22 protein-coding genes, 1 rRNA gene and 2 other annotated features are annotated in these 19,964 nt (G+C 37.3%); all 23 genes read left to right on the top strand.

Going from position 1 to position 19,964, the window contains the following annotated elements; genetic code table 11:
• Positions 1-5 precede the first annotated feature (5 nt).
• The 23 genes from rrf (at position 6) to rplJ (ending at position 19,907) form a co-directional block, all read left to right on the top strand.
• Positions 6-121: ribosomal RNA gene (rrf, locus tag AC2CGR_RS27455) — 5S ribosomal RNA — on the top strand.
• Positions 122-327: 206 nt separating this feature from the next.
• The gene (gene ctsR, locus AC2CGR_RS27450; RefSeq protein ID WP_001244563.1) at positions 328-789 is read left to right on the top strand and encodes a transcriptional regulator CtsR; all 462 of its coding nucleotides are present in this window, start codon (positions 328-330) and stop codon (positions 787-789) included.
• A 173-nt stretch (positions 790-962) separates the two neighbouring features.
• Entirely contained in the window at positions 963-1,508 is a 546-nt protein-coding gene (mcsA, locus tag AC2CGR_RS27445) for a protein-arginine kinase activator protein McsA (RefSeq protein ID WP_270184607.1), read from the top strand.
• Positions 1,509-1,512: 4 nt separating this feature from the next.
• Positions 1,513-2,577, top strand: coding sequence for a protein-arginine kinase McsB (gene mcsB / locus AC2CGR_RS27440; protein WP_000050825.1), 1,065 nt, complete (start codon positions 1,513-1,515; stop codon positions 2,575-2,577).
• 22 nt (positions 2,578-2,599) lie between these two features.
• Entirely contained in the window at positions 2,600-5,035 is a 2,436-nt protein-coding gene (clpC, locus tag AC2CGR_RS27435) for an ATP-dependent protease ATP-binding subunit ClpC (protein ID WP_000971179.1), read from the top strand.
• A 96-nt stretch (positions 5,036-5,131) separates the two neighbouring features.
• The gene (radA, locus tag AC2CGR_RS27430; protein WP_001085212.1) at positions 5,132-6,508 is read left to right on the top strand and encodes a DNA repair protein RadA; all 1,377 of its coding nucleotides are present in this window, start codon (positions 5,132-5,134) and stop codon (positions 6,506-6,508) included.
• 3 nt (positions 6,509-6,511) lie between these two features.
• Positions 6,512-7,585 carry a DNA integrity scanning diadenylate cyclase DisA gene (gene disA / locus AC2CGR_RS27425; protein WP_000392166.1) on the top strand — a complete coding sequence of 358 codons (1,074 nt, stop codon included), beginning with the start codon at positions 6,512-6,514 and terminating at the stop codon, positions 7,583-7,585.
• A 160-nt stretch (positions 7,586-7,745) separates the two neighbouring features.
• Entirely contained in the window at positions 7,746-8,855 is a 1,110-nt protein-coding gene (locus AC2CGR_RS27420) for a PIN/TRAM domain-containing protein (protein ID WP_016089677.1), read from the top strand.
• Positions 8,856-8,871: 16 nt separating this feature from the next.
• Positions 8,872-9,552 carry a 2-C-methyl-D-erythritol 4-phosphate cytidylyltransferase gene (gene ispD, locus AC2CGR_RS27415; protein ID WP_087963798.1) on the top strand — a complete coding sequence of 227 codons (681 nt, stop codon included), beginning with the start codon at positions 8,872-8,874 and terminating at the stop codon, positions 9,550-9,552.
• A 115-nt stretch (positions 9,553-9,667) separates the two neighbouring features.
• Positions 9,668-10,144, top strand: a complete 477-nt coding sequence (gene ispF, locus AC2CGR_RS27410) for a 2-C-methyl-D-erythritol 2,4-cyclodiphosphate synthase (RefSeq protein ID WP_000488386.1) — start codon at positions 9,668-9,670, stop codon at positions 10,142-10,144.
• 89 nt (positions 10,145-10,233) lie between these two features.
• Positions 10,234-11,691, top strand: a complete 1,458-nt coding sequence (gene gltX, locus AC2CGR_RS27405) for a glutamate--tRNA ligase (protein ID WP_000415154.1) — start codon at positions 10,234-10,236, stop codon at positions 11,689-11,691.
• A 47-nt stretch (positions 11,692-11,738) separates the two neighbouring features.
• Positions 11,739-11,983 (top strand) — a binding site (T-box leader).
• Between the two features lie 138 nt (positions 11,984-12,121).
• A complete protein-coding gene (gene cysE / locus AC2CGR_RS27400; protein ID WP_017561711.1) occupies positions 12,122-12,787 on the top strand; it encodes a serine O-acetyltransferase in 666 nt (221 codons plus the stop codon).
• Positions 12,768-14,165, top strand: coding sequence for a cysteine--tRNA ligase (gene cysS, locus AC2CGR_RS27395; protein ID WP_087963797.1), 1,398 nt, complete (start codon positions 12,768-12,770; stop codon positions 14,163-14,165). The genes cysE and cysS overlap by 20 nt, the downstream gene beginning before the upstream one ends.
• Before the next feature lie 2 nt (positions 14,166-14,167).
• Positions 14,168-14,575, top strand: a complete 408-nt coding sequence (locus tag AC2CGR_RS27390; RefSeq protein WP_000564261.1) for a Mini-ribonuclease 3 — start codon at positions 14,168-14,170, stop codon at positions 14,573-14,575.
• Positions 14,572-15,315: a 23S rRNA (guanosine(2251)-2'-O)-methyltransferase RlmB gene (gene rlmB / locus AC2CGR_RS27385; RefSeq protein WP_000093759.1), complete on the top strand. Its 744-nt coding sequence runs from the start codon at positions 14,572-14,574 to the stop codon at positions 15,313-15,315. Before AC2CGR_RS27390 ends, rlmB begins: the two co-directional genes overlap by 4 nt.
• A gap of 3 nt (positions 15,316-15,318) precedes the next feature.
• Complete coding sequence (locus tag AC2CGR_RS27380) at positions 15,319-15,831, top strand: NYN domain-containing protein (RefSeq protein WP_000997883.1); 513 nt, start codon at positions 15,319-15,321, stop codon at positions 15,829-15,831.
• Between the two features lie 67 nt (positions 15,832-15,898).
• On the top strand, positions 15,899-16,555 hold the full coding sequence (locus tag AC2CGR_RS27375; protein ID WP_484481370.1) for an RNA polymerase factor sigma-70: 657 nt from the start codon (positions 15,899-15,901) through the stop codon (positions 16,553-16,555).
• Positions 16,556-16,687: 132 nt separating this feature from the next.
• The gene (gene rpmG, locus AC2CGR_RS27370) at positions 16,688-16,834 is read left to right on the top strand and encodes a 50S ribosomal protein L33 (protein ID WP_002070160.1); all 147 of its coding nucleotides are present in this window, start codon (positions 16,688-16,690) and stop codon (positions 16,832-16,834) included.
• Positions 16,835-16,866: 32 nt separating this feature from the next.
• On the top strand, positions 16,867-17,046 hold the full coding sequence (gene secE, locus AC2CGR_RS27365; RefSeq protein ID WP_001241321.1) for a preprotein translocase subunit SecE: 180 nt from the start codon (positions 16,867-16,869) through the stop codon (positions 17,044-17,046).
• A gap of 131 nt (positions 17,047-17,177) precedes the next feature.
• A complete protein-coding gene (gene nusG, locus AC2CGR_RS27360) occupies positions 17,178-17,711 on the top strand; it encodes a transcription termination/antitermination protein NusG (RefSeq protein WP_000415794.1) in 534 nt (177 codons plus the stop codon).
• A gap of 167 nt (positions 17,712-17,878) precedes the next feature.
• Positions 17,879-18,304 carry a 50S ribosomal protein L11 gene (gene rplK / locus AC2CGR_RS27355; RefSeq protein WP_001085872.1) on the top strand — a complete coding sequence of 142 codons (426 nt, stop codon included), beginning with the start codon at positions 17,879-17,881 and terminating at the stop codon, positions 18,302-18,304.
• Between the two features lie 177 nt (positions 18,305-18,481).
• On the top strand, positions 18,482-19,174 hold the full coding sequence (gene rplA, locus AC2CGR_RS27350) for a 50S ribosomal protein L1 (protein WP_002020168.1): 693 nt from the start codon (positions 18,482-18,484) through the stop codon (positions 19,172-19,174).
• Positions 19,175-19,223: 49 nt separating this feature from the next.
• Positions 19,224-19,367 (top strand) — a sequence feature (ribosomal protein L10 leader region).
• A 39-nt stretch (positions 19,368-19,406) separates the two neighbouring features.
• On the top strand, positions 19,407-19,907 hold the full coding sequence (rplJ, locus tag AC2CGR_RS27345) for a 50S ribosomal protein L10 (protein ID WP_000048716.1): 501 nt from the start codon (positions 19,407-19,409) through the stop codon (positions 19,905-19,907).
• The last annotated feature ends 57 nt before the right edge of the window (positions 19,908-19,964 follow it).

The following is a 19,964-nucleotide window of genomic DNA, read 5'->3' as shown; positions in this document are numbered from 1 at the left end:
CATAGTTTGGTGATGATGGCAGAGAGGTCACACCCGTTCCCATACCGAACACGGAAGTTAAGCTCTCTAGCGCCGATTGTAGTTGGGACCTTGTCCCTGTGAGAGTAGGACGTCGCCAAGCAACTAAACACGAGTCAAATGACTCGTGTTTTTTCGTGTTTTCTTTTATAATCCATAGTAATAAAAAATGTATTTAAATCATTATTATTTTGATTAAATACAGGGGAATGTGGCTAGGATAGTAAATAAGCAAAAGAGTTGCAAATTTTATTAATACGTATATAATTAAAGTCAAAGATAGTCAAAGTCAATAAAGGTGGCGGATAAATGAGAAATATATCTGATATCATTGAGCAATATCTAAAGCAAGTTATTGACTTAAGTAATAATAATGTGATTGAAATCAAGAGAAATGAGATTGCGGATCGATTCGAGTGCGTACCATCTCAAATCAATTATGTAATCAATACCCGTTTTACGTTAGAAAGAGGATTTGTAGTAGAAAGTAAACGTGGTGGAGGAGGTTACATTCGCATTATAAAAGTCAAACTGCATGATGATATAGACATTATTGATCAAATGCTTCATATGATTGATCATAGCGTTGCGCAAGGAAATGCAGAGAGTATGATTATACGTTTAATAGAAGAGGGAATCATAACGAATCGTGAAGCTAAACTTATGTTAAGCGTACTAGATCGTTCTGTATTATCAATGGATGTTCCTTCTCGAGATGAACTTAGGGCTCGAATATTATGCGCAATGTTAAGAACACTGAAATATAAATAAATACAGCTTTTGTAAAAGAATAATAACTAAAAGATAAGGCAGTTAAATATTGTAGAAGTTTTGAAAAAAGAACACGCACTTTTATGTAAACGAATAAAGGAAAGTGAACAGTCTAGTAATGTATGAAAAGTACTATGAGATAGATCGTTCCTGTTGTAAAGGTGGGGATAGTGATGACTTGTCAAAACTGTAATATAAGACCAGCAACTTTACATTATACAAAAGTAATTAACGAAAAGAAGGCGGAAGTTCATCTTTGTGAGCAATGTGCAGAACAAAGTGGCTATACGTCTTTCTTTCAATCATCGCAGTCTAACTTTTCATTCCATGATTTATTTGCTGGGTTATTACACGGTGAATCAACAATGTTTGAAGAAAAAAGCGGATTTTCGGACACAAGTATATTGAGATGTCCAAATTGTAAAATGACATATGAGCAACTTACAAAGGTAGGACGCTTTGGATGTGCTTCTTGTTACGATACATTTAAAGAACATTTAAAGCCGTTATTAAAACGTCTTCACGGCGGGCACACAGATCATTGTGGAAAAATTCCGAAGCGTATAGAAGGAAATATTCACTTAAAGAAAGAATTAGATGAACTAAAACTCATTCTGAAACAATACGTACAGAAAGAGGAATTTGAGAAAGCTGCTGAAGTAAGGGATAAAATTAGAAACCTTGAAACTCAGCTTAGTGAGCATAGAGAGGGGGAATAGTCCTATGTCACTGGACAAAATTATGAATGAAGCGATTAGTCCATGGATGAAGGGGGATGGCCCTGATTCTGATATTGTTTTAAGTAGTCGAATTCGTTTGGCTCGTAATTTTAAAAAATATCAATTCTCTACTATGCAAAACGAAGAAGAAGCTAAACAGATTCAAGAATTATTTAAAAAGGAATTTATAAATAAAACAGTAGAACCTTTTGGAGAGTTTGAGCTATTAAAAATGAATGAATTAACGCCTCTTCAAAGGAGAGTATTAGTTGAAAAGCATTTAATTAGTCCCAACCTTGCAGGAACAGAATATGGAGCATGTCTATTGTCAGAAAACGAACATATTAGTGTTATGCTGAATGAAGAAGACCATATTCGGATTCAGTGCTTATTTTCAGGATTGCAGTTATCAGAGGCCCTTCAAAGTGCCAATCAAATAGATAATTGGATTGAGAAAGAGGTTGAATATGCTTTTGATGAATCACTTGGATATATTACAAGCTGCCCTACTAACGTTGGTACAGGATTGAGGGCTTCCGTAATGATCCATTTACCGGGGCTCGTTTTAACGAAAAGAATTAGCCGTATTATACAAGTAATTCAAAAATTAGGGTTAGTAGTAAGAGGAATATACGGTGAAGGTAGCGAAGCGTTAGGTAATATATTTCAAGTGTCAAACCAAATGACACTAGGAAAATCTGAAGAAGATATTATTGCAGATTTAAAGAGTGTCATTCAACAAATCATACAGCAAGAAAAGATGGCTAGAGAATTAATTGTACAAAATTCAAGTATTGAGCTTGAAGATAAAGTTTATCGCTCTTATGGCATACTAGCTAACAGTCGTTTAATTCAATCTGCGGAAGCAGCCAATTGCTTATCAGATTTACGACTTGGTATTGATTTAGGATATATAAAAGGTATATCGAGAAATATTTTGACTGAGCTAATGGTTCTTACACAACCAGGCATTTTACAACAATATGCGGGAGGACCTTTAGGGCCAGAAGAAAGAGATTATCGAAGAGCAACCTTAATCCGTGAGCGATTACGTATTGAAAAAAACTAAGCGCAAGTAGGAGGCGATTTCTATGATGTTTGGAAGATTTACAGAAAGAGCACAGAAAGTATTAGCTTTATCTCAAGAGGAAGCGATTCGTATTGGGCATAACAATATTGGAACAGAACATATTTTACTTGGGCTTGTACGCGAAGGTGAAGGAATTGCAGCAAAAGCGTTGATTGCTCTTGGATTAAGTCCAGAGAAGGTTCAAAAAGAAGTAGAAGCGTTAATCGGGCGCGGAACAGAAGCTTCTCAAACTGTACATTATACACCGCGTGCTAAAAAGGTTATTGAGTTGTCTATGGATGAAGCTCGTAAATTAGGTCATTCTTACGTTGGAACAGAACATATTTTACTTGGTTTAATCCGCGAAGGTGAAGGGGTAGCAGCACGTGTTTTAAATAACTTAGGTGTTAGCTTAAATAAGGCAAGACAACAAGTATTGCAACTTCTTGGAAGTAATGAAGCAAGTTCAGGTCACCAAGGTGGTTCTTCAACAAATGCAAATACACCAACACTTGATAGCTTAGCACGTGATTTAACAGTTGTTGCACGTGAAAATCGTTTAGACCCTGTTATTGGACGTGGTAAAGAAATTCAACGTGTAATTGAAGTTTTAAGCCGTAGAACAAAAAACAATCCTGTATTAATTGGGGAGCCTGGTGTAGGTAAAACGGCAATTGCAGAAGGATTAGCGCAACAAATTGTAAATAATGAAGTTCCTGAAACTTTAAGAGATAAGCGCGTTATGACACTAGATATGGGTACAGTGGTAGCTGGAACGAAATACCGTGGTGAATTTGAAGACCGTTTGAAGAAGGTAATGGATGAAATTCGTCAAGCAGGAAATATCATTCTATTTATTGATGAACTTCATACATTAATTGGTGCAGGTGGAGCAGAAGGTGCTATTGACGCATCGAACATTTTAAAACCATCTTTAGCTCGTGGGGAATTACAATGTATTGGGGCGACAACGTTAGATGAATATCGCAAATATATTGAAAAAGATGCAGCTTTAGAGAGACGTTTCCAACCAATTCACGTTGATGAGCCAAGTTTAGATGAATCAACTCAAATTTTGAAAGGTTTACGCGATCGTTATGAGGCACATCACCGCGTATCTATTACAGATGATGCAATTGATGCAGCTGTAAAGCTTTCAGATCGTTATATTACAGATCGTTTCTTACCAGATAAAGCAATTGATTTAATTGATGAAGCTGCTTCAAAGGTTCGCTTACGCTCTTATACAACACCACCAAATCTAAAAGAGCTTGAAGTGAAGCTTGAGGAAATTAGAAAAGAAAAAGATGCAGCTGTACAAAGTCAAGAGTTTGAAAAAGCTGCTTCCTTACGTGATATGGAACAACGTTTACGTGAGAAGTTAGAAGATACGAAGCGTCAATGGAAAGAGCAACAAGGAAAAGAAAACTCAGAAGTGACAGTAGAAGATATTGCAAATGTTGTTTCTACGTGGACTCGTATCCCAGTTTCTAAACTTGCACAAACAGAGACTGATAAATTATTAAACTTAGAATCCATCCTTCACGATCGTGTTATTGGTCAAGATGAAGCGGTAGTAGCTGTAGCAAAAGCTGTTCGCCGTGCTAGAGCAGGATTGAAAGATCCGAAACGTCCGATTGGCTCATTTATTTTCTTAGGACCAACAGGTGTAGGTAAAACGGAGTTAGCGAGAGCGTTAGCGGAATCTATGTTCGGTGATGAAGATGCAATGATTCGCATCGATATGTCTGAGTACATGGAGAAGCATTCTACTTCTCGTTTAGTTGGATCTCCTCCGGGGTATGTTGGATATGAAGAAGGTGGACAATTAACAGAAAAAGTTCGCCGTAAGCCATATTCAGTTGTCCTATTAGATGAAGTAGAGAAAGCTCATCCTGATGTGTTTAACATTTTACTACAAGTATTAGAAGATGGTCGCTTAACAGATTCTAAAGGGCGTACAGTTGATTTCCGTAATACAATTGTTATTATGACATCTAACGTTGGTGCAGAGGCGTTAAAACGTAATAAGCATCTTGGATTTAACGTACAAGATGAGAGCCGCGATTATTCAGATATGAAAGGTAAAGTAATGGATGAACTGAAAAAGGCATTCCGTCCAGAATTCTTAAACCGTATTGATGAAATTATCGTGTTCCATATGCTTGAGAAAAAACATATTCAAGAGATTGTAACACTTATGGTAAATCAGTTAGTAAATCGCTTAAAAGAGCAAGAAATTGAATTGCATTTAACAGAAGGAGCGATTTCGGCTATTGCTGATAAAGGGTTTGACCGAGAGTACGGTGCTCGTCCGCTTCGTAGAGCAATTCAGAAACATGTAGAAGATAGACTATCGGAAGAACTTTTAAAAGGTGCTATTGAGAAAGGACAAAAAGTTATCTTTGATGTTGAAGGAGAATCATTTGTCATTCATAGTGCTGAAAAGGTAAAATAAGTATAGACAAACTAAGAGGGCTACGAGATAGCCCTCTTTCTTGTACGAGAAGGATAAATTGTTTATAGATGAAAGTGAAGTGAGATATAAAACGATATGGCTAAAAAGAAAACAAAATTCACATGTCAAGAGTGTGGTTATCAGTCACCAAAATATATGGGAAAATGCCCTGGATGTGGTCAATGGAATACGCTTGTTGAAGAGATGGAACCGGTTGTATCATCAAGGCGCCTTAATTATGCGAATGCAATTCAAACAGAAGTAACAAAACCAAGACGTCTAACAGAAGTGGAAACAAAGTCTGAGGCGCGTATTGAAACAAAATTTCAAGAATTTAACCGTGTACTTGGTGGTGGGATTGTAGATGGATCCTTAGTACTTATTGGTGGAGATCCCGGGATTGGAAAATCAACGTTACTATTACAAATATCATCGCAATTAGCAGATTCTTCATATGATGTACTATATATATCGGGTGAAGAATCAGCAAAACAGATTAAACTGCGTGCGGATCGTTTACATGTAAATGGTAGTAATCTATTTGTTGTATCAGAGACGGATTTACAGCGAATTGCAACACATATTGAAGAGGTGAACCCAGCCTTTGTTGTTATTGATTCTATTCAAACAATACATTTACCTGAAGTAACGTCAGCGCCGGGGAGTGTGGCACAAGTTCGTGAATGTACAGCGGAATTAATGAAACTTGCAAAAACGAAAGGAATCCCTATTTTTATCGTTGGACATGTGACAAAAGAGGGAGCGATTGCAGGACCTCGTATGTTAGAACATATGGTCGATGCAGTTCTTTACTTTGAAGGAGACCGTCATCATACATACCGTATTTTGCGAGCGGTAAAGAATCGTTTTGGTTCTACGAATGAAATGGGTATTTTTGAAATGAAAGAACTTGGTCTTGCAGAAGTATTAAACCCTTCTGAAATTTTCCTTGAGGAAAGACCAGTTGGGGTTGCGGGATCAACAGTGGTTGCCTCAATGGAAGGAACAAGACCAGTTTTAGTAGAAATACAAGCATTAATCTCTCCTACTAGTTTTGGAAACCCTCGAAGAATGGCAACGGGAATTGATCATAACCGTGTATCGCTTATTATGGCGGTGTTAGAAAAAAGAACAGGCTTATTATTGCAAAATCAGGACGCATATTTAAAAGTAGCAGGTGGTTTGAAGTTAGATGAACCAGCAATTGATTTAGCTGTTGCTTTAAGTATAGCTTCAAGTTTTAGAGATAAATCTACGGCGCCAACCGATGCAGTAATAGGAGAAGTGGGATTAACTGGAGAAATAAGAAGAGTATCAAGAATTGAACAACGTGTACAAGAAGCAGCTAAATTAGGATTTCAACGCGCTATTATTCCTAGAAAAAATTTGGGAGGATGGACAATTCCGGATGGGATTGAGGTAGTTGGTGTATCTAATTTAGGAGAAGCGCTTCGTTTGACATTAGGAGGCTAGGCTATGGAAGAAAACAAGCAACGTGTCAAAAGTATGATTAATATTTTACAACTTGTGGCCCCGGGAACACCACTGCGCGAAGGGATAGATAATGTACTTCGCGCACAAACAGGGGGATTAATTGTTCTTGGATATAATGAGCAGATTAAAAGTATTGTTGATGGAGGTTTTCATATTAATTGTGCATTCTCTCCGGCTAGTTTATACGAATTAGCAAAAATGGATGGGGCACTTATTTTAAATGAAACTGGAAGTAAAATTTTGATTGCGAACGCACAATTAGTTCCAGAGGCATCTATCGACTCTATTGAGACAGGTATGCGCCACCGAACGGCTGAGCGTGTAGCAAAGCAGACAGGTAGCCTTGTTGTAGCTATTTCACAAAGACGTAACGTAATTACGCTATATCAAGGGAATTTACGTTATACACTAAAAGATATAGGTGTTATTTTAACAAAGGCAAATCAAGCTATCCAAACGTTAGAAAAATATAAGGCTGTATGGAATGATGGGATTACGAATTTGGGCATTCTAGAATTTGAAGAGGTTGTTACAATGTCCGAGGTGGTTCATGTTTTACATAGTGTTGAAATGGTACTACGTATTAAAAATGAAATATTGAGCTATATTCATGAATTGGGAACAGAAGGTAGGTTAATTCGTTTACAACTTACTGAACTACTAGCCGACTTAGAAGCAGAGGCAGCGTTATTAATTAAAGATTACTATCAAGAAAAAACACAAGACCATCATCAAATTTTGAAAAAGTTACAAGAACTTGCGAACACACAACTTCTAGAGGATAGTGATTTAGTTAAATTGCTTGGATACCCGGGACAAACGAGTTTAGAAGAAAGTGTGACGCCGAGAGGATACCGAATCACAAGTAAAATTTCACGTGTTCCACCACTTATCATTGAAAATTTAATTAATCGATTTAAAACTTTGCAAGGTGTTTGTCGTGCAACTATTAATGAATTAGATGATGTGGAAGGAATTGGGGAAGTCAGAGCGAAGAAAATACGAGAAGGCCTAAAAAGAATTCAAGAGCATCTCTATATGAGTAGACACAATTAAGAATATTACATTGATTCCATAATATAACGACACTAGAACATTTTTGGTATATGATATGATATATTGGTAAATAAAACTATTTATAAAAAAACACGTCCGCTTTTGCATTCGGCGTTTTGATTAGCGAAACAATGGTTAATAATGAGTAGGAGGTGGTTGGATGTTAAAACGGATTGTACAGCTCTTCTTTTTAGTAATCGGGGGAGCGTTAGGGATTTACTTAATCCCAAAAGTTATTAATGTATTAGACATCGGTGCCGTTCCTTTATTGGAAGGATCGTATGTTCGTGCAATTATTGGTGCAATTATTTTATTTTTAACAACATTTTGGCTTGTAGATTATATTGTTCAACTTATTAAGCATATTGAAGAGGCTCTTGTAAAGGCGCCTGTAGCGGATGTTTTATTTGGTACATTAGGTTTAATCTCTGGGCTTATTGTTGCGTATTTAATTTTAATACCAATTCGTGAATTTACAATTCCAGTTATTAGTACAGTGTTGCAAGTGTTCTTTACTCTTTTACTTGGATACTTAGGATTCCAAGTAGGGTTTAAAAAGAGGAATGAATTACTAGGATTATTTACATTACCACAACGTGGGAAGAAGAAAAATAATAATAGTGAGAACGAAGAAACTGAAACAGAGGTAGAAGAATCTACAACACATTGGAAAATTCTCGATACGAGTGTAATTATCGATGGACGTATTGCTGATATTTGCCAAACAAAGTTTTTAGAAGGAACAATTGTGATTCCACAATTCGTGTTAGAAGAACTTCAGCACATTGCCGATTCTTCTGATGCTTTAAAACGTAATCGTGGTCGCAGAGGATTAGATATTTTAAATCGTATTCAAAAAGAGATGCCGATTCCGGTAGAAATTTATGAAGGCGATTTCGATGATATTCAGGAAGTGGATAGCAAACTTGTAAAGTTGGCAAAAATCACTGGTGGAACAGTAGTAACGAATGATTTCAACTTAAACAAAGTCTCTGAATTACAAGGGGTAACGGTGTTAAACATTAACGATTTAGCTAATGCAATTAAACCTGTTGTACTCCCAGGTGAAGAACTAAGTGTTTATGTTGTAAAAGATGGAAAAGAACAAAATCAAGGTGTGGCATATTTAGATGACGGCACGATGATTGTAGTAGAAGATGGTAGAGAATATGTAGGCTCACAACTCGATGTACTCGTTACGAGTGTGTTACAAACATCGGCGGGTCGTATGATTTTTGCCAAACGTAAATTATTAGAAAAAGCATTGTAAGTAGAGGATTATTAATATGTATACATTAATTATTCCAGCAGCTGGTCAAGGAAAGCGGATGGGCGCTGGCAAAAATAAGTTGTTCTTACTTATTAATGAAGTACCGATTATTGTGCATACGTTACGTGTTTTTGAAAAGGATAAAGCATGTAAAAATATTATTATGGCAATTAACGAAGAAGAGCGTCCGTATTTTGAAGAGTTAATGCAGAAGTATCCGGTTGAAAAGCCAGTACAATTTATTCAAGGTGGGGCTGAAAGACAAGATAGTGTGTATAACGCGATTCAGCATACGAGTGATGTTGAGTATGTTCTTGTACATGACGGTGCGCGCCCGTTCGTAACGAATAAAGTGATTCAAGATGTATTAACTGCAGCAGAAAAATATGGAGCTTCCATTTGTGCGGTGCCAGTGAAAGATACTGTTAAGAAAGTAGAGCAGGGTGTTGTTGTCGAAACGGTAGAAAGATCTCAGCTTAAAGCTGTACAAACACCACAAGGGTTCTCTGTTTCTCTTTTGTTAGAAGCTCATAGAAGTGCGAAGCAGAGTTGTTTTCTTGGCACAGATGATGCAAGTCTCGTAGAACGTATCGGGAAGCAAGTAGGTGTAGTAGAGGGGAGTTACTATAATATTAAAGTGACAACTCCAGAGGATTTACTAATTGCTGAAAGTTTTCTTCACGTTCAAAAGAAATGATAGCAATAATTATAGAGAAGAAAAGCTCGGCAACAGCCGGGCTTTTCTTTATAAGGATAGCGATATAATATAGAATCATAAAGCTCAGTAGTTTAGCTCGAGGAGGATGTAAAAAATGTTTCGAATTGGACAAGGTTTTGATGTACATGAATTTGCGGAAGGTAGACCGTTAATTATTGGCGGGATTACAATTCCTCATGAAAAAGGATTAATCGGTCACTCTGATGCAGACGTATTGTTACATACGATCGCGGACGCGTGTTTAGGTGCAATTGCAGCAGGAGATATCGGAAAACATTTCCCTGATACAGACCCCGCTTTTAAAGATGCTGATTCGGCTGTATTATTGCAAAAGGTTTGGGAATTTGTGCGTGAACAAGGTTATGAATTAGGGAATTTAGATTGTACAATTATTGCTCAAAAACCAAAAATGGCACCACATATTGAAAGTATGCGTAAACGCATTAGTGAACTATTAGAAACGTCTATTGATAATATCAATGTAAAGGCAACGACAACAGAAAAATTAGGATTTACAGGTAGAGAAGAAGGAATTGCTTCTCAAGCAGTTGTTTTATTACAGAAAAAATAATGGTTTTTAATTCGTAAGATGGATAATCACATTTTTTTGGTGTACAATTATAGAATGTGTTGACATTAAGAATGGAAGGTGTACCAATTATGGAAAAGCAAGTGAGAGTGCGCTATGCGCCAAGTCCAACAGGACACTTACATATCGGAAATGCGCGTACGGCATTATTTAATTATTTATTTGCTCGTCATCAAGATGGTAAGTTTATTATTCGTATTGAAGATACTGATGTAAAACGTAATGTTGCTGGTGGAGAAGAAAGCCAATTAAAATACTTGAAATGGCTCGGTATGGACTGGGATGAAGGTGTTGATGTTGGTGGTGAATTTGGACCATATCGTCAAACAGAGCGTTTAGATATTTATAAAAAGTTATATGAAGATTTATTAGAGCGTGGTTTAGCTTACAAATGTTATATGACAGAAGAAGAGCTAGAAGCAGAACGCGAAGGGCAAATTGCTCGTGGTGAAACACCTCGTTACGCAGGTAACCACCGTGATTTAACTGAAGCGCAAGTGAAAGAATTTGAAGCTGAGGGACGTATTCCAAGTATTCGTTTCCGTGTACCAGCTGACCGTGATTACACATTTAAAGATATTGTAAAAGATGAAGTTGCATTCCATTCAAATGATTTCGGTGATTTCGTTATCGTGAAAAAAGATGGGATTCCAACTTATAACTTTGCAGTAGCAGTAGATGATCACTTAATGGAAATTACACACGTACTTCGTGGTGATGACCATATTTCAAACACGCCAAAACAAATGATGATTTATGAAGCTTTCGGTTGGGATATTCCGCAATTCGGTCATATGACTTTAATTGTAAATGAAAGCCGTAAAAAATTAAGTAAGCGTGATGAATCTATTATTCAATTTATTGAGCAATATAAAGAGCTTGGATATCTTCCAGAAGCAATCTTTAACTTTATTGCACTGCTAGGTTGGTCGCCAGTAGGAGAAGAAGAAATCTTCTCTCAAGAAGAGTTTATCAAAATGTTCGATGCAGCTCGTTTATCAAAATCACCTGCATTATTTGATTCTCAAAAACTAAAATGGATGAACAACCAATATATGAAAAAGCAAGATTTAGATACGGTGGTAGAATTAAGCTTACCGCATTTAGTGAAAGCTGGACGTATAGGTGAAACTTTAAGTGAACAAGAACAAGCTTGGATTCGTGATGTAATTGCGTTATATCATGAACAAATGAGCTTTGGAGCTGAAATTGTAGAGCTTTCTGAAATGTTCTTCAAAGATCATGTTGATTATGAAGAAGAAGGACAAGAAGTATTAAAAGGTGAGCAAGTACCAGAAGTACTTCGTGCATTTGCTGGTCAAGTAGAAGCACTAGAAGCTATGGAACCGGCAGCAATTAAGGCGGCTATTAAAGCAGTTCAAAAGGAAACAGGTCATAAAGGTAAAAACCTATTTATGCCAATCCGTGTTGCAACTACTGGTCAAACACACGGTCCGGAGCTTCCTAATGCTATTGCACTTCTTGGAAAAGAAAAAGTTTTAAATCGTCTTCAAAAAGTAATTGGTTAACATTTTCTAGGTTTAGAAATATAATAAGTATACTTAAAACCTAATAAGGAAAAGCGACGAGAAGGAGAAGTAGAAAATCAGGCTTTTTACAGAGAGAACCACCTTAGGCTGGAAGTGGTTTATAAGCGGATTTTTGAAATGCCCCTTCGAGTCTTCTGCTGAACAGCAAATTGTTTTGCGAAACGTCTTAGGACGTAAAGTAAGCAGAAGCGGTGTACACCGTTATCAGAGATGAGTTTGAGGCTTTTTTAGCCTAAACAGAGTGGAACCGCGCTTATAAGGCGTCTCTGTCAATATGACAGAGGCGTCTTTTTTTATACCGTAAAATTGGGTATGAGTATAGGTTTTATCCACGTGTATAAAGATTTAGGGGGATAAGTAGGGAGTTAGTTCACTCGAAAAAGCAGCCCATAAAGGGGAGGGAACGTCGATGTTTAAGAGGCTTCGGGAAGATATTGAAGTCGTTTTTGAACAGGATCCAGCGGCAAGAAGTTATTTCGAAGTCATTTTGACTTACTCTGGATTACATGCAGTTTGGGCCCATCGAATTGCACATGCTTTTTATAAAAAGAATTTCTTCTTTATTGCACGTTGGATCTCACAAGTTAGTCGTTTCTTTACTGGCATTGAGATTCATCCAGGAGCAACAATTGGTCGTCGTTTTTTCATTGACCATGGAATGGGGGTTGTAATTGGAGAAACGTGCGAAATTGGTGATAATGTAACGATCTATCAAGGAGTTACATTAGGTGGTACGGGTAAAGAAAAGGGAAAGAGGCACCCTACAATTCAGGATAATGTATTAATTGCAACAGGTGCTAAAGTACTGGGTTCTATTACAGTTGGAGAGAATTCTAAAATTGGAGCAGGTTCTGTCGTATTAAAAGAGGTCCCTGCACATTCTACGGTTGTAGGTATACCTGGCCGAGTCGTTATTCAAAATGGCGTAAAGGTCGGTCAAGAATTGAATCATTCCGACCTTCCAGACCCAATTTTTGATAAATTAAAGGTCATGGAAGTAGAACTTGATAAATTGAAAAAACAACTTGAAGTAAAGGTAGAAAGGAAGGATAAAAATGACTATTCACATTTATAATACGTTAACACGTCAAAAGGAAGAGTTTACTCCATTAGAAGAAAATAAGGTAAAGATGTATGTATGCGGACCTACAGTTTATAACTATATTCACATTGGGAATGCAAGACCACCTATGGTATTTGATACGGTGCGCCGTTATTTAGAATATAAAGGGTACGATGTGCAGTATGTATCTAACTTTACTGACGTAGATGATAAATTAATTAAAGCAGCAAATGAGTTAGGTGAAGATGTGCCGACAATTGCGGACCGTTTCGTGGAAGCGTACTTTGAAGATGTAACGGCACTAGGTTGCAAACATGCAACAGTTCATCCGCGTGTAACGGAAAATATGGATATTATTATTGAATTTATTCAAGAACTTGTGAATAAAGGATATGCATATGAATCGGAAGGGGATGTGTACTTTAGAACGAAGGAATTCGAAGGATACGGTAAATTATCACATCAACCAATCGCGGACTTACGTCACGGCGCGCGTATTGAAGTAGGAGAAAAGAAACAAGACCCTCTTGATTTTGCCCTATGGAAAGCTGCGAAAGAAGGAGAAATCTTCTGGGAAAGCCCTTGGGGTCAAGGTCGTCCAGGCTGGCATATCGAATGCTCGGCAATGGCGCGTAAATACTTAGGGGACACAATTGATATTCACGCTGGTGGCCAAGACTTGGCATTTCCTCATCATGAGAATGAAATCGCGCAGTCTGAGGCATTAACAGGAAAAACATTTGCACGTTATTGGATGCACAATGGATATATTAATATTAATAATGAGAAAATGTCTAAGTCACTTGGGAACTTCATTTTAGTTCACGATATCATTAAGGAATATGATCCGCAGTTAATTAGATTCTTTATGCTATCAGTACATTATCGTCACCCAATTAATTTCAGTGAAGAGTTATTACAAAGCACAAATAACGGACTGGAAAGAATTAAAACAGCTTACGGTAATTTAAAACACCGTATGGAAAGTAGTACGGATTTAACAGATCATAATGAGAAATGGTTAGCTGATCTGGAAAAATTCCAAACTGCATTTGAGGAAGCAATGAATGATGACTTCAATACTGCTAATGCAATCACTGAGTTATATAATGTAGCAAATCATGCAAATCAATATTTACTGGAAGAACATACGTCTACAGTGGTAATTGAAGCATACGTAAAACAACTTGAAACATTATTTGATATTTTAGGATTAGAATTAGCGCAAGAAGAGTTACTAGATGAAGAAATTGAGGCGCTTATTCAAAAACGTATTGAAGCTCGTAAAAATCGTGATTTTGCATTATCAGATCAAATTCGCGACGATTTAAAAGATCGTAATATTATTTTAGAAGATACCGCTCAAGGTACAAGATGGAAAAGAGGATAAGAATGATTGATGCAAAGCAATTAAACAGCTTAGCGTTAGCATATATGGGTGATGCGGTATATGAACAATATATCCGCTATCACCTACTTCAAAAAGGGAAAGTTCGTCCTAATCAGTTGCATCGATTAGGGACAAGCTTTGTTTCGGCAAAAGCACAGGCGAAAGTTGTTTATCATTTATTAGAGACAGCATTTTTAACTGAGGAAGAGGAAGCGGTACTAAGAAGAGGGCGTAATGCAAATTCAGGTACTGTTCCGAAAAATACGGATGTACAAACATATCGACATAGTACAGCCTTTGAAGCGCTGATTGGCTATCATCACTTATTAAATAATCGTGAAAGATTAGACGAAATTGTATATAAGGCAATTGCTGTTTTAGAAGAAAAGGAAGGGGGCACATCATCATGAGTAGTGAATATATTATCGGACGTAACCCTGTAATTGAAGCGTTACGATCAGGGAGAGATATTAATAAAATTTGGATCGCAGAAGGTGCTGCCAAAGGACAAGTACAAATTGTACTAGCACTAGCGAAAGAAAATAAGATTATTTTACAACATGCACCAAAAAAGAAGTTAGATCAATTAGTTGAGGGGAACCATCAAGGTGTAATTGCTCAAGTGGCCGCATATCAATATGCTGAGCTAGAAGATCTATTCAAAGTAGCCGAGAAGCGTAATGAGGATCCGTTCTTCTTAATTTTAGATGAAATTGAAGATCCACATAACCTAGGTTCTATTATGCGTACTGCGGATGCAACAGGAGCTCATGGAATTATAATTCCGAAAAGAAGAGCTGTGGGACTTACAGCATCAGTTGCAAAAGCATCTACTGGGGCAATTGAATATATTCCTGTTGCACGCGTAACGAATTTATCTCGTACAATCGATGAATTAAAAGAACGTGGACTTTGGATTGCTGGTACAGATGCAAAAGGGAAAACAGATTACCGTAATTTAGATGGTAAAATGCCAATTGGATTAGTAATTGGAAGTGAAGGAAAAGGTATGAGTCGTATTATTGGTGAAAAATGTGATTTCTTAATTACTTTACCAATGGTTGGTAAAGTTACATCCTTAAATGCTTCAGTGGCTGCAAGCTTGTTAATGTATGAGGTATATCGTAAACGTAACGAAATTGGTAAATAAAAAATGAACGATATTTTAATCGTTGACGGTTACAACATTATTGGAGCTTGGGGAGACTTGAAGAAACTACGGGATGTAGATTTGCAATCATCAAGAGATGCACTGATTGATAAGATGGCGGATTACCAAGGTTACACAGGTACAAAGGTAATGATAGTTTTTGATGCTTATACAGTCCACGGTATTGAAAAAAAGATGAAACAATCGCGTGTGGAAGTTATATTCACGAGGAAGAATCAAACTGCAGATGAAAAGATAGAGCAACTTGCGATTGAGCTTAGAAATATAAATACGCAAATATATGTTGCGACTTCTGATTATACGGAACAATGGGTTATATTTGCTCAAGGTGCGCTTCGGAAATCTGCGCGTGAATTAGAGTTGGAAGTACAAGCGATGGAGCAACAAGTAAGAAGGCGTACACAAGACACAAAAGAAAAGCAACCCGCCATGCGAAAGATATTTAGCAAAGATATTACAGAAAAGTTAGAAAAATTAAGAAGAGGAGAGCGTTGAAGCATTGACGCTCTTTGTCTTTTTACTGTATAATATTGCTAAATAAATAGCGGTCGGAGGGATCAAGGTGGAAGCAGGCTTCGTAGGTGTAGGCGACGTTACATTTCGTGATTTAGAAGATGAGGCAATCGTTGAGTTAGTTCGAAAAGGTAATACTGACGCTCTAGAATATTTGATTCACAAATATAAGAACTTTGTTCGCGCGAAATCGAGATCTTATTTCTTAGTGGGTGCCGATCGAGAAGATATTGTTCAAGAAGGTATGATTGGATTGTTTAAAGCGATTCGTGATTATAAGGAGGACAAGCTGTCTTCATTCAAAGCATTTGCTGAACTGTGTATCACTCGACAAATTATTACCGCTATTAAAACAGCAACCAGGCAAAAGCATATTCCGTTAAATTCATATGTGTCTTTAGATAAACCGATTTATGACGAGGAATCTGATCGGACATTGTTAGATGTTATTTCGGAAGCGAAGGTAACTGATCCTGAAGAAATGATTATAAGTCAGGAAGAATATACAGACATAGAATCTAAAATATCTGAATTATTAAGCGATTTAGAAAGGAAAGTGCTTTCTTTATATCTAGATGGCCGTTCTTATCAAGAGATTTCGGAACAGTTAAATAGACATGTGAAATCTATTGATAACGCTTTACAGAGAGTAAAGCGGAAATTGGAACGATATATGGAAATGAGAGAGAGTACCACTTCAAATTAATAACAAGAGCTACAGGTGTAAAAAAATCACCTGTTTTCTTTTTGTAGAGAGTACAAAAGGCATGTCATTGACATTGTCTTTTATTGTATGATACATTTTTAGGGACATAATGTTACAAGGTTGGTGTAACTAATGAGGAAAAAAGTTGTACTCTCATGTGAAGAGTGTAAAAATCGAAACTACTCTACGATGAAAGATACGAGCTCAGTAGAGCGACTTGAAATAAAGAAATTTTGTAAAACATGCAATCAGCATACAGTTCACAAGGAAACAAAATAAATAATTGAAATAATACACTGGAGGTCCCGTAGATGCGTTTAACGAACTTTTTCGGCGATGTAGGTCGCGAAATGAAAAAAGTAAGTTGGCCTAAAAAAGATGAATTACTCCGTTCAACAGCGACTGTTATCGCTACAGTTGTCTTCTTTGCGATTTTCTTCGCAGTTGTTGATATGGGCATTTCTTCTTTAATTCGGTTAATTCTTGGTTAATTCTTGAATAAGAAGCACTTATCCATGATATAATGTTATTTATAAGAACTGTGTAAAAGCCCGGTGAACGGGTTTTTTCATTTGCGCAAAAAAATGTACGTCAGGGAGGGAAGGACGCTCGTCCTAAATGAATGGAAAAAAGTTGGTATGTTGTCCATACTTATTCTGGATATGAAAATAAAGTAAAAGCAAACCTAGAGAAACGTGTAGAATCAATGGGTATGCAAGATAAAATTTTCCGTGTTGTTGTCCCGGAAGAAGTAGAAGTAGAAATGAAAAACGGTAAAGAAAAATTAATGAAAAGAAAAGTGTTCCCAGGTTATGTATTAGTAGAATTAATCATGACTGATGACTCTTGGTATGTTGTACGTAACACACCAGGTGTAACTGGGTTCGTTGGTTCTTCTGGTTCTGGATCTAAACCATCACCTCTATTAGAAGAGGAAGTTGTTACCATTATGAAACATATGGGAATGGACAACGAAGTGGTTGATTTCGACTTTGAACTTCATGAGACAGTACGTGTAAATGAGGGACCATTCGCAGATTATACAGGTGCTATCGAAGAAATTGATGTGGAGAAGAAGAAGGTTAGCGTGCTTGTGGACATGTTTGGTCGCGAGACTCCAGTTGAACTTGACTTCCATCAAATTGAAAAATTATAAAATGAAACTTGAAATGAATTGTAAAAAGTGATAATATCTTTTAAGTCAGTACGTCTTCGTTATCGGAGACGTTTTTTGAAAGATTTTATCCTTACAGATAAAATATGACGTGGGAGGGCAAATCACTGTCCAATTGACCACATCACGGACTTAAGGAGGTGTGTCTCGTGGCTAAAAAGGTAATTAAAATGGTAAAGCTTCAAATTCCTGCAGGTAAAGCTAACCCAGCTCCACCAGTTGGTCCAGCATTAGGACAAGCAGGTGTTAACATCATGGGCTTCTGTAAAGAGTTTAACGCTCGTACAGCAGATCAAGCTGGTCTTATCATCCCTGTTGAAATTACGGTATTTGAGGACCGTTCATTCACTTTCATTACTAAAACTCCTCCTGCTGCTGTTCTTCTTAAGAAAGTAGCTGGTATTGAGTCTGGTTCTGGTGAACCAAACCGTAATAAAGTGGCAACTGTTAAGCGTGATAAAGTACGCGAAATCGCTGAAACTAAAATGCCTGACCTAAACGCTGCTAGCGTAGAAGCTGCAATGCGTATGGTTGAAGGTACTGCACGCAGTATGGGCATCGTTATCGAAGACTAATTCGATTTGTTTTTTAAAAAAGGTTGCGGGTCTGGAATTCCAATTCGCAACCTTTATTATCGTAAATGATTATCGTTTTTAAATAAATGGATGGCGCGCATCCTCAGGTTATACCTGAAAATAAGCGTAAACGTGGGAGGTTATTCCGCTAAAACCACATTCGAGGAGGAAATAAAAATGGCTAAAAGAGGTAAAAAGTACGTAGAAGCTGCAAAGCTTGTTGATCGTGCAGCTGCTTACTCTGCAACAGAAGCAGTAGAATTAGTAAAGAAAACAAACACAGCTAAATTTGATGCAACTGTAGAAGCTGCATTCCGTTTAGGTGTTGACCCTAAGAAAGCTGACCAACAAATCCGTGGTGCAGTTGTTCTTCCACACGGTACTGGTAAAGTACAACGTGTATTAGTATTCGCTAAAGGTGAAAAAGCTAAAGAAGCTGAAGCTGCTGGAGCTGACTTCGTAGGCGATGCTGATTACATCGGTAAAATCCAACAAGGTTGGTTCGATTTCGATGTAGTAGTAGCAACTCCTGACATGATGGGTGAAGTTGGTAAACTTGGTCGCGTATTAGGACCTAAAGGTTTAATGCCAAACCCTAAAACTGGAACAGTTACTTTCGATGTAACTAAAGCTGTTAACGAAATCAAAGCTGGTAAAGTTGAATACCGCGTTGATAAAGCTGGTAACATCCACGTTCCAATCGGTAAAGTATCTTTCGAAGATGCTAAATTAGTAGAAAACTTCAGAACAATTGCTGACACTTTACAAAAAGTTAAGCCAGCTGCTGCAAAAGGTACTTACATGAAGAACGTAACAGTTGCTTCTACAATGGGACCTGGCGTACGTGTAGACGTTTCTACATTAGCGTAAATTTTGGAAGTTGACTTCATAAAGAAGTTTTTATATAATCATTTATGTTGTGAATTTAAATAGTGTACCGTAGACAGTAGGTGTCAATAGACTTAATTTCCTACCTAGGTGTTAATATACGAAGCGGAATTTTTTTCTGTGACTATATGCCTCCATGTCTACAAGTTGGGCATGGAGGTTTTTAGTGCACTTTCGGTACATCTTCTATATAATCTACAGGAGGTGTAATAACATGAGCAAAGTAATCGAAACTAAACAACAAGTTGTAACTGAAATCGCGGACAAACTTCGCGCTAGTAAATCTACAATCGTTGTTGACTACCGTGGTTTAACAGTTTCTGAAGCAACAGAATTACGTAAGCAATTACGTGAAGCTGGCGTTGAGTTCAAAGTTTACAAAAACTCTCTAACTCGTCGTGCTGCAGAATCTGCTGAAATGGCTGAGTTAAATGAATTCTTAACAGGACCAAACGCAATCGCGTTCAGTAACGAGGATGTAGTTGCTCCTGCGAAAGTATTAAACGACTTCGCTAAAGATCATGAAGCTTTAGAAATTAAAGCGGGCGTAATCGAAGGTAAACTTGTAACACTTGATGAGGTTAAAGCTATCGCTACTCTTCCATCACGTGAAGGCTTACTTTCTATGCTTCTTAGCGTTCTTCAAGCTCCAATCCGTAACCTTGCACTTGCTACTAAAGCAGTTGCAGACCAAAAGGAAGAGCAAGGCGCTTAATTTTTTAAAAGATAATTACGTATTATCGATAAAACAATACAAACCTATTTAAGGGAG

Source organism: Bacillus sp. LSHTCR4, assembly GCF_057197025.1.
The sequence above is the reverse complement of the archived record's forward strand: the minus strand, read 5'-3'. Positions and strand labels throughout refer to the sequence as shown.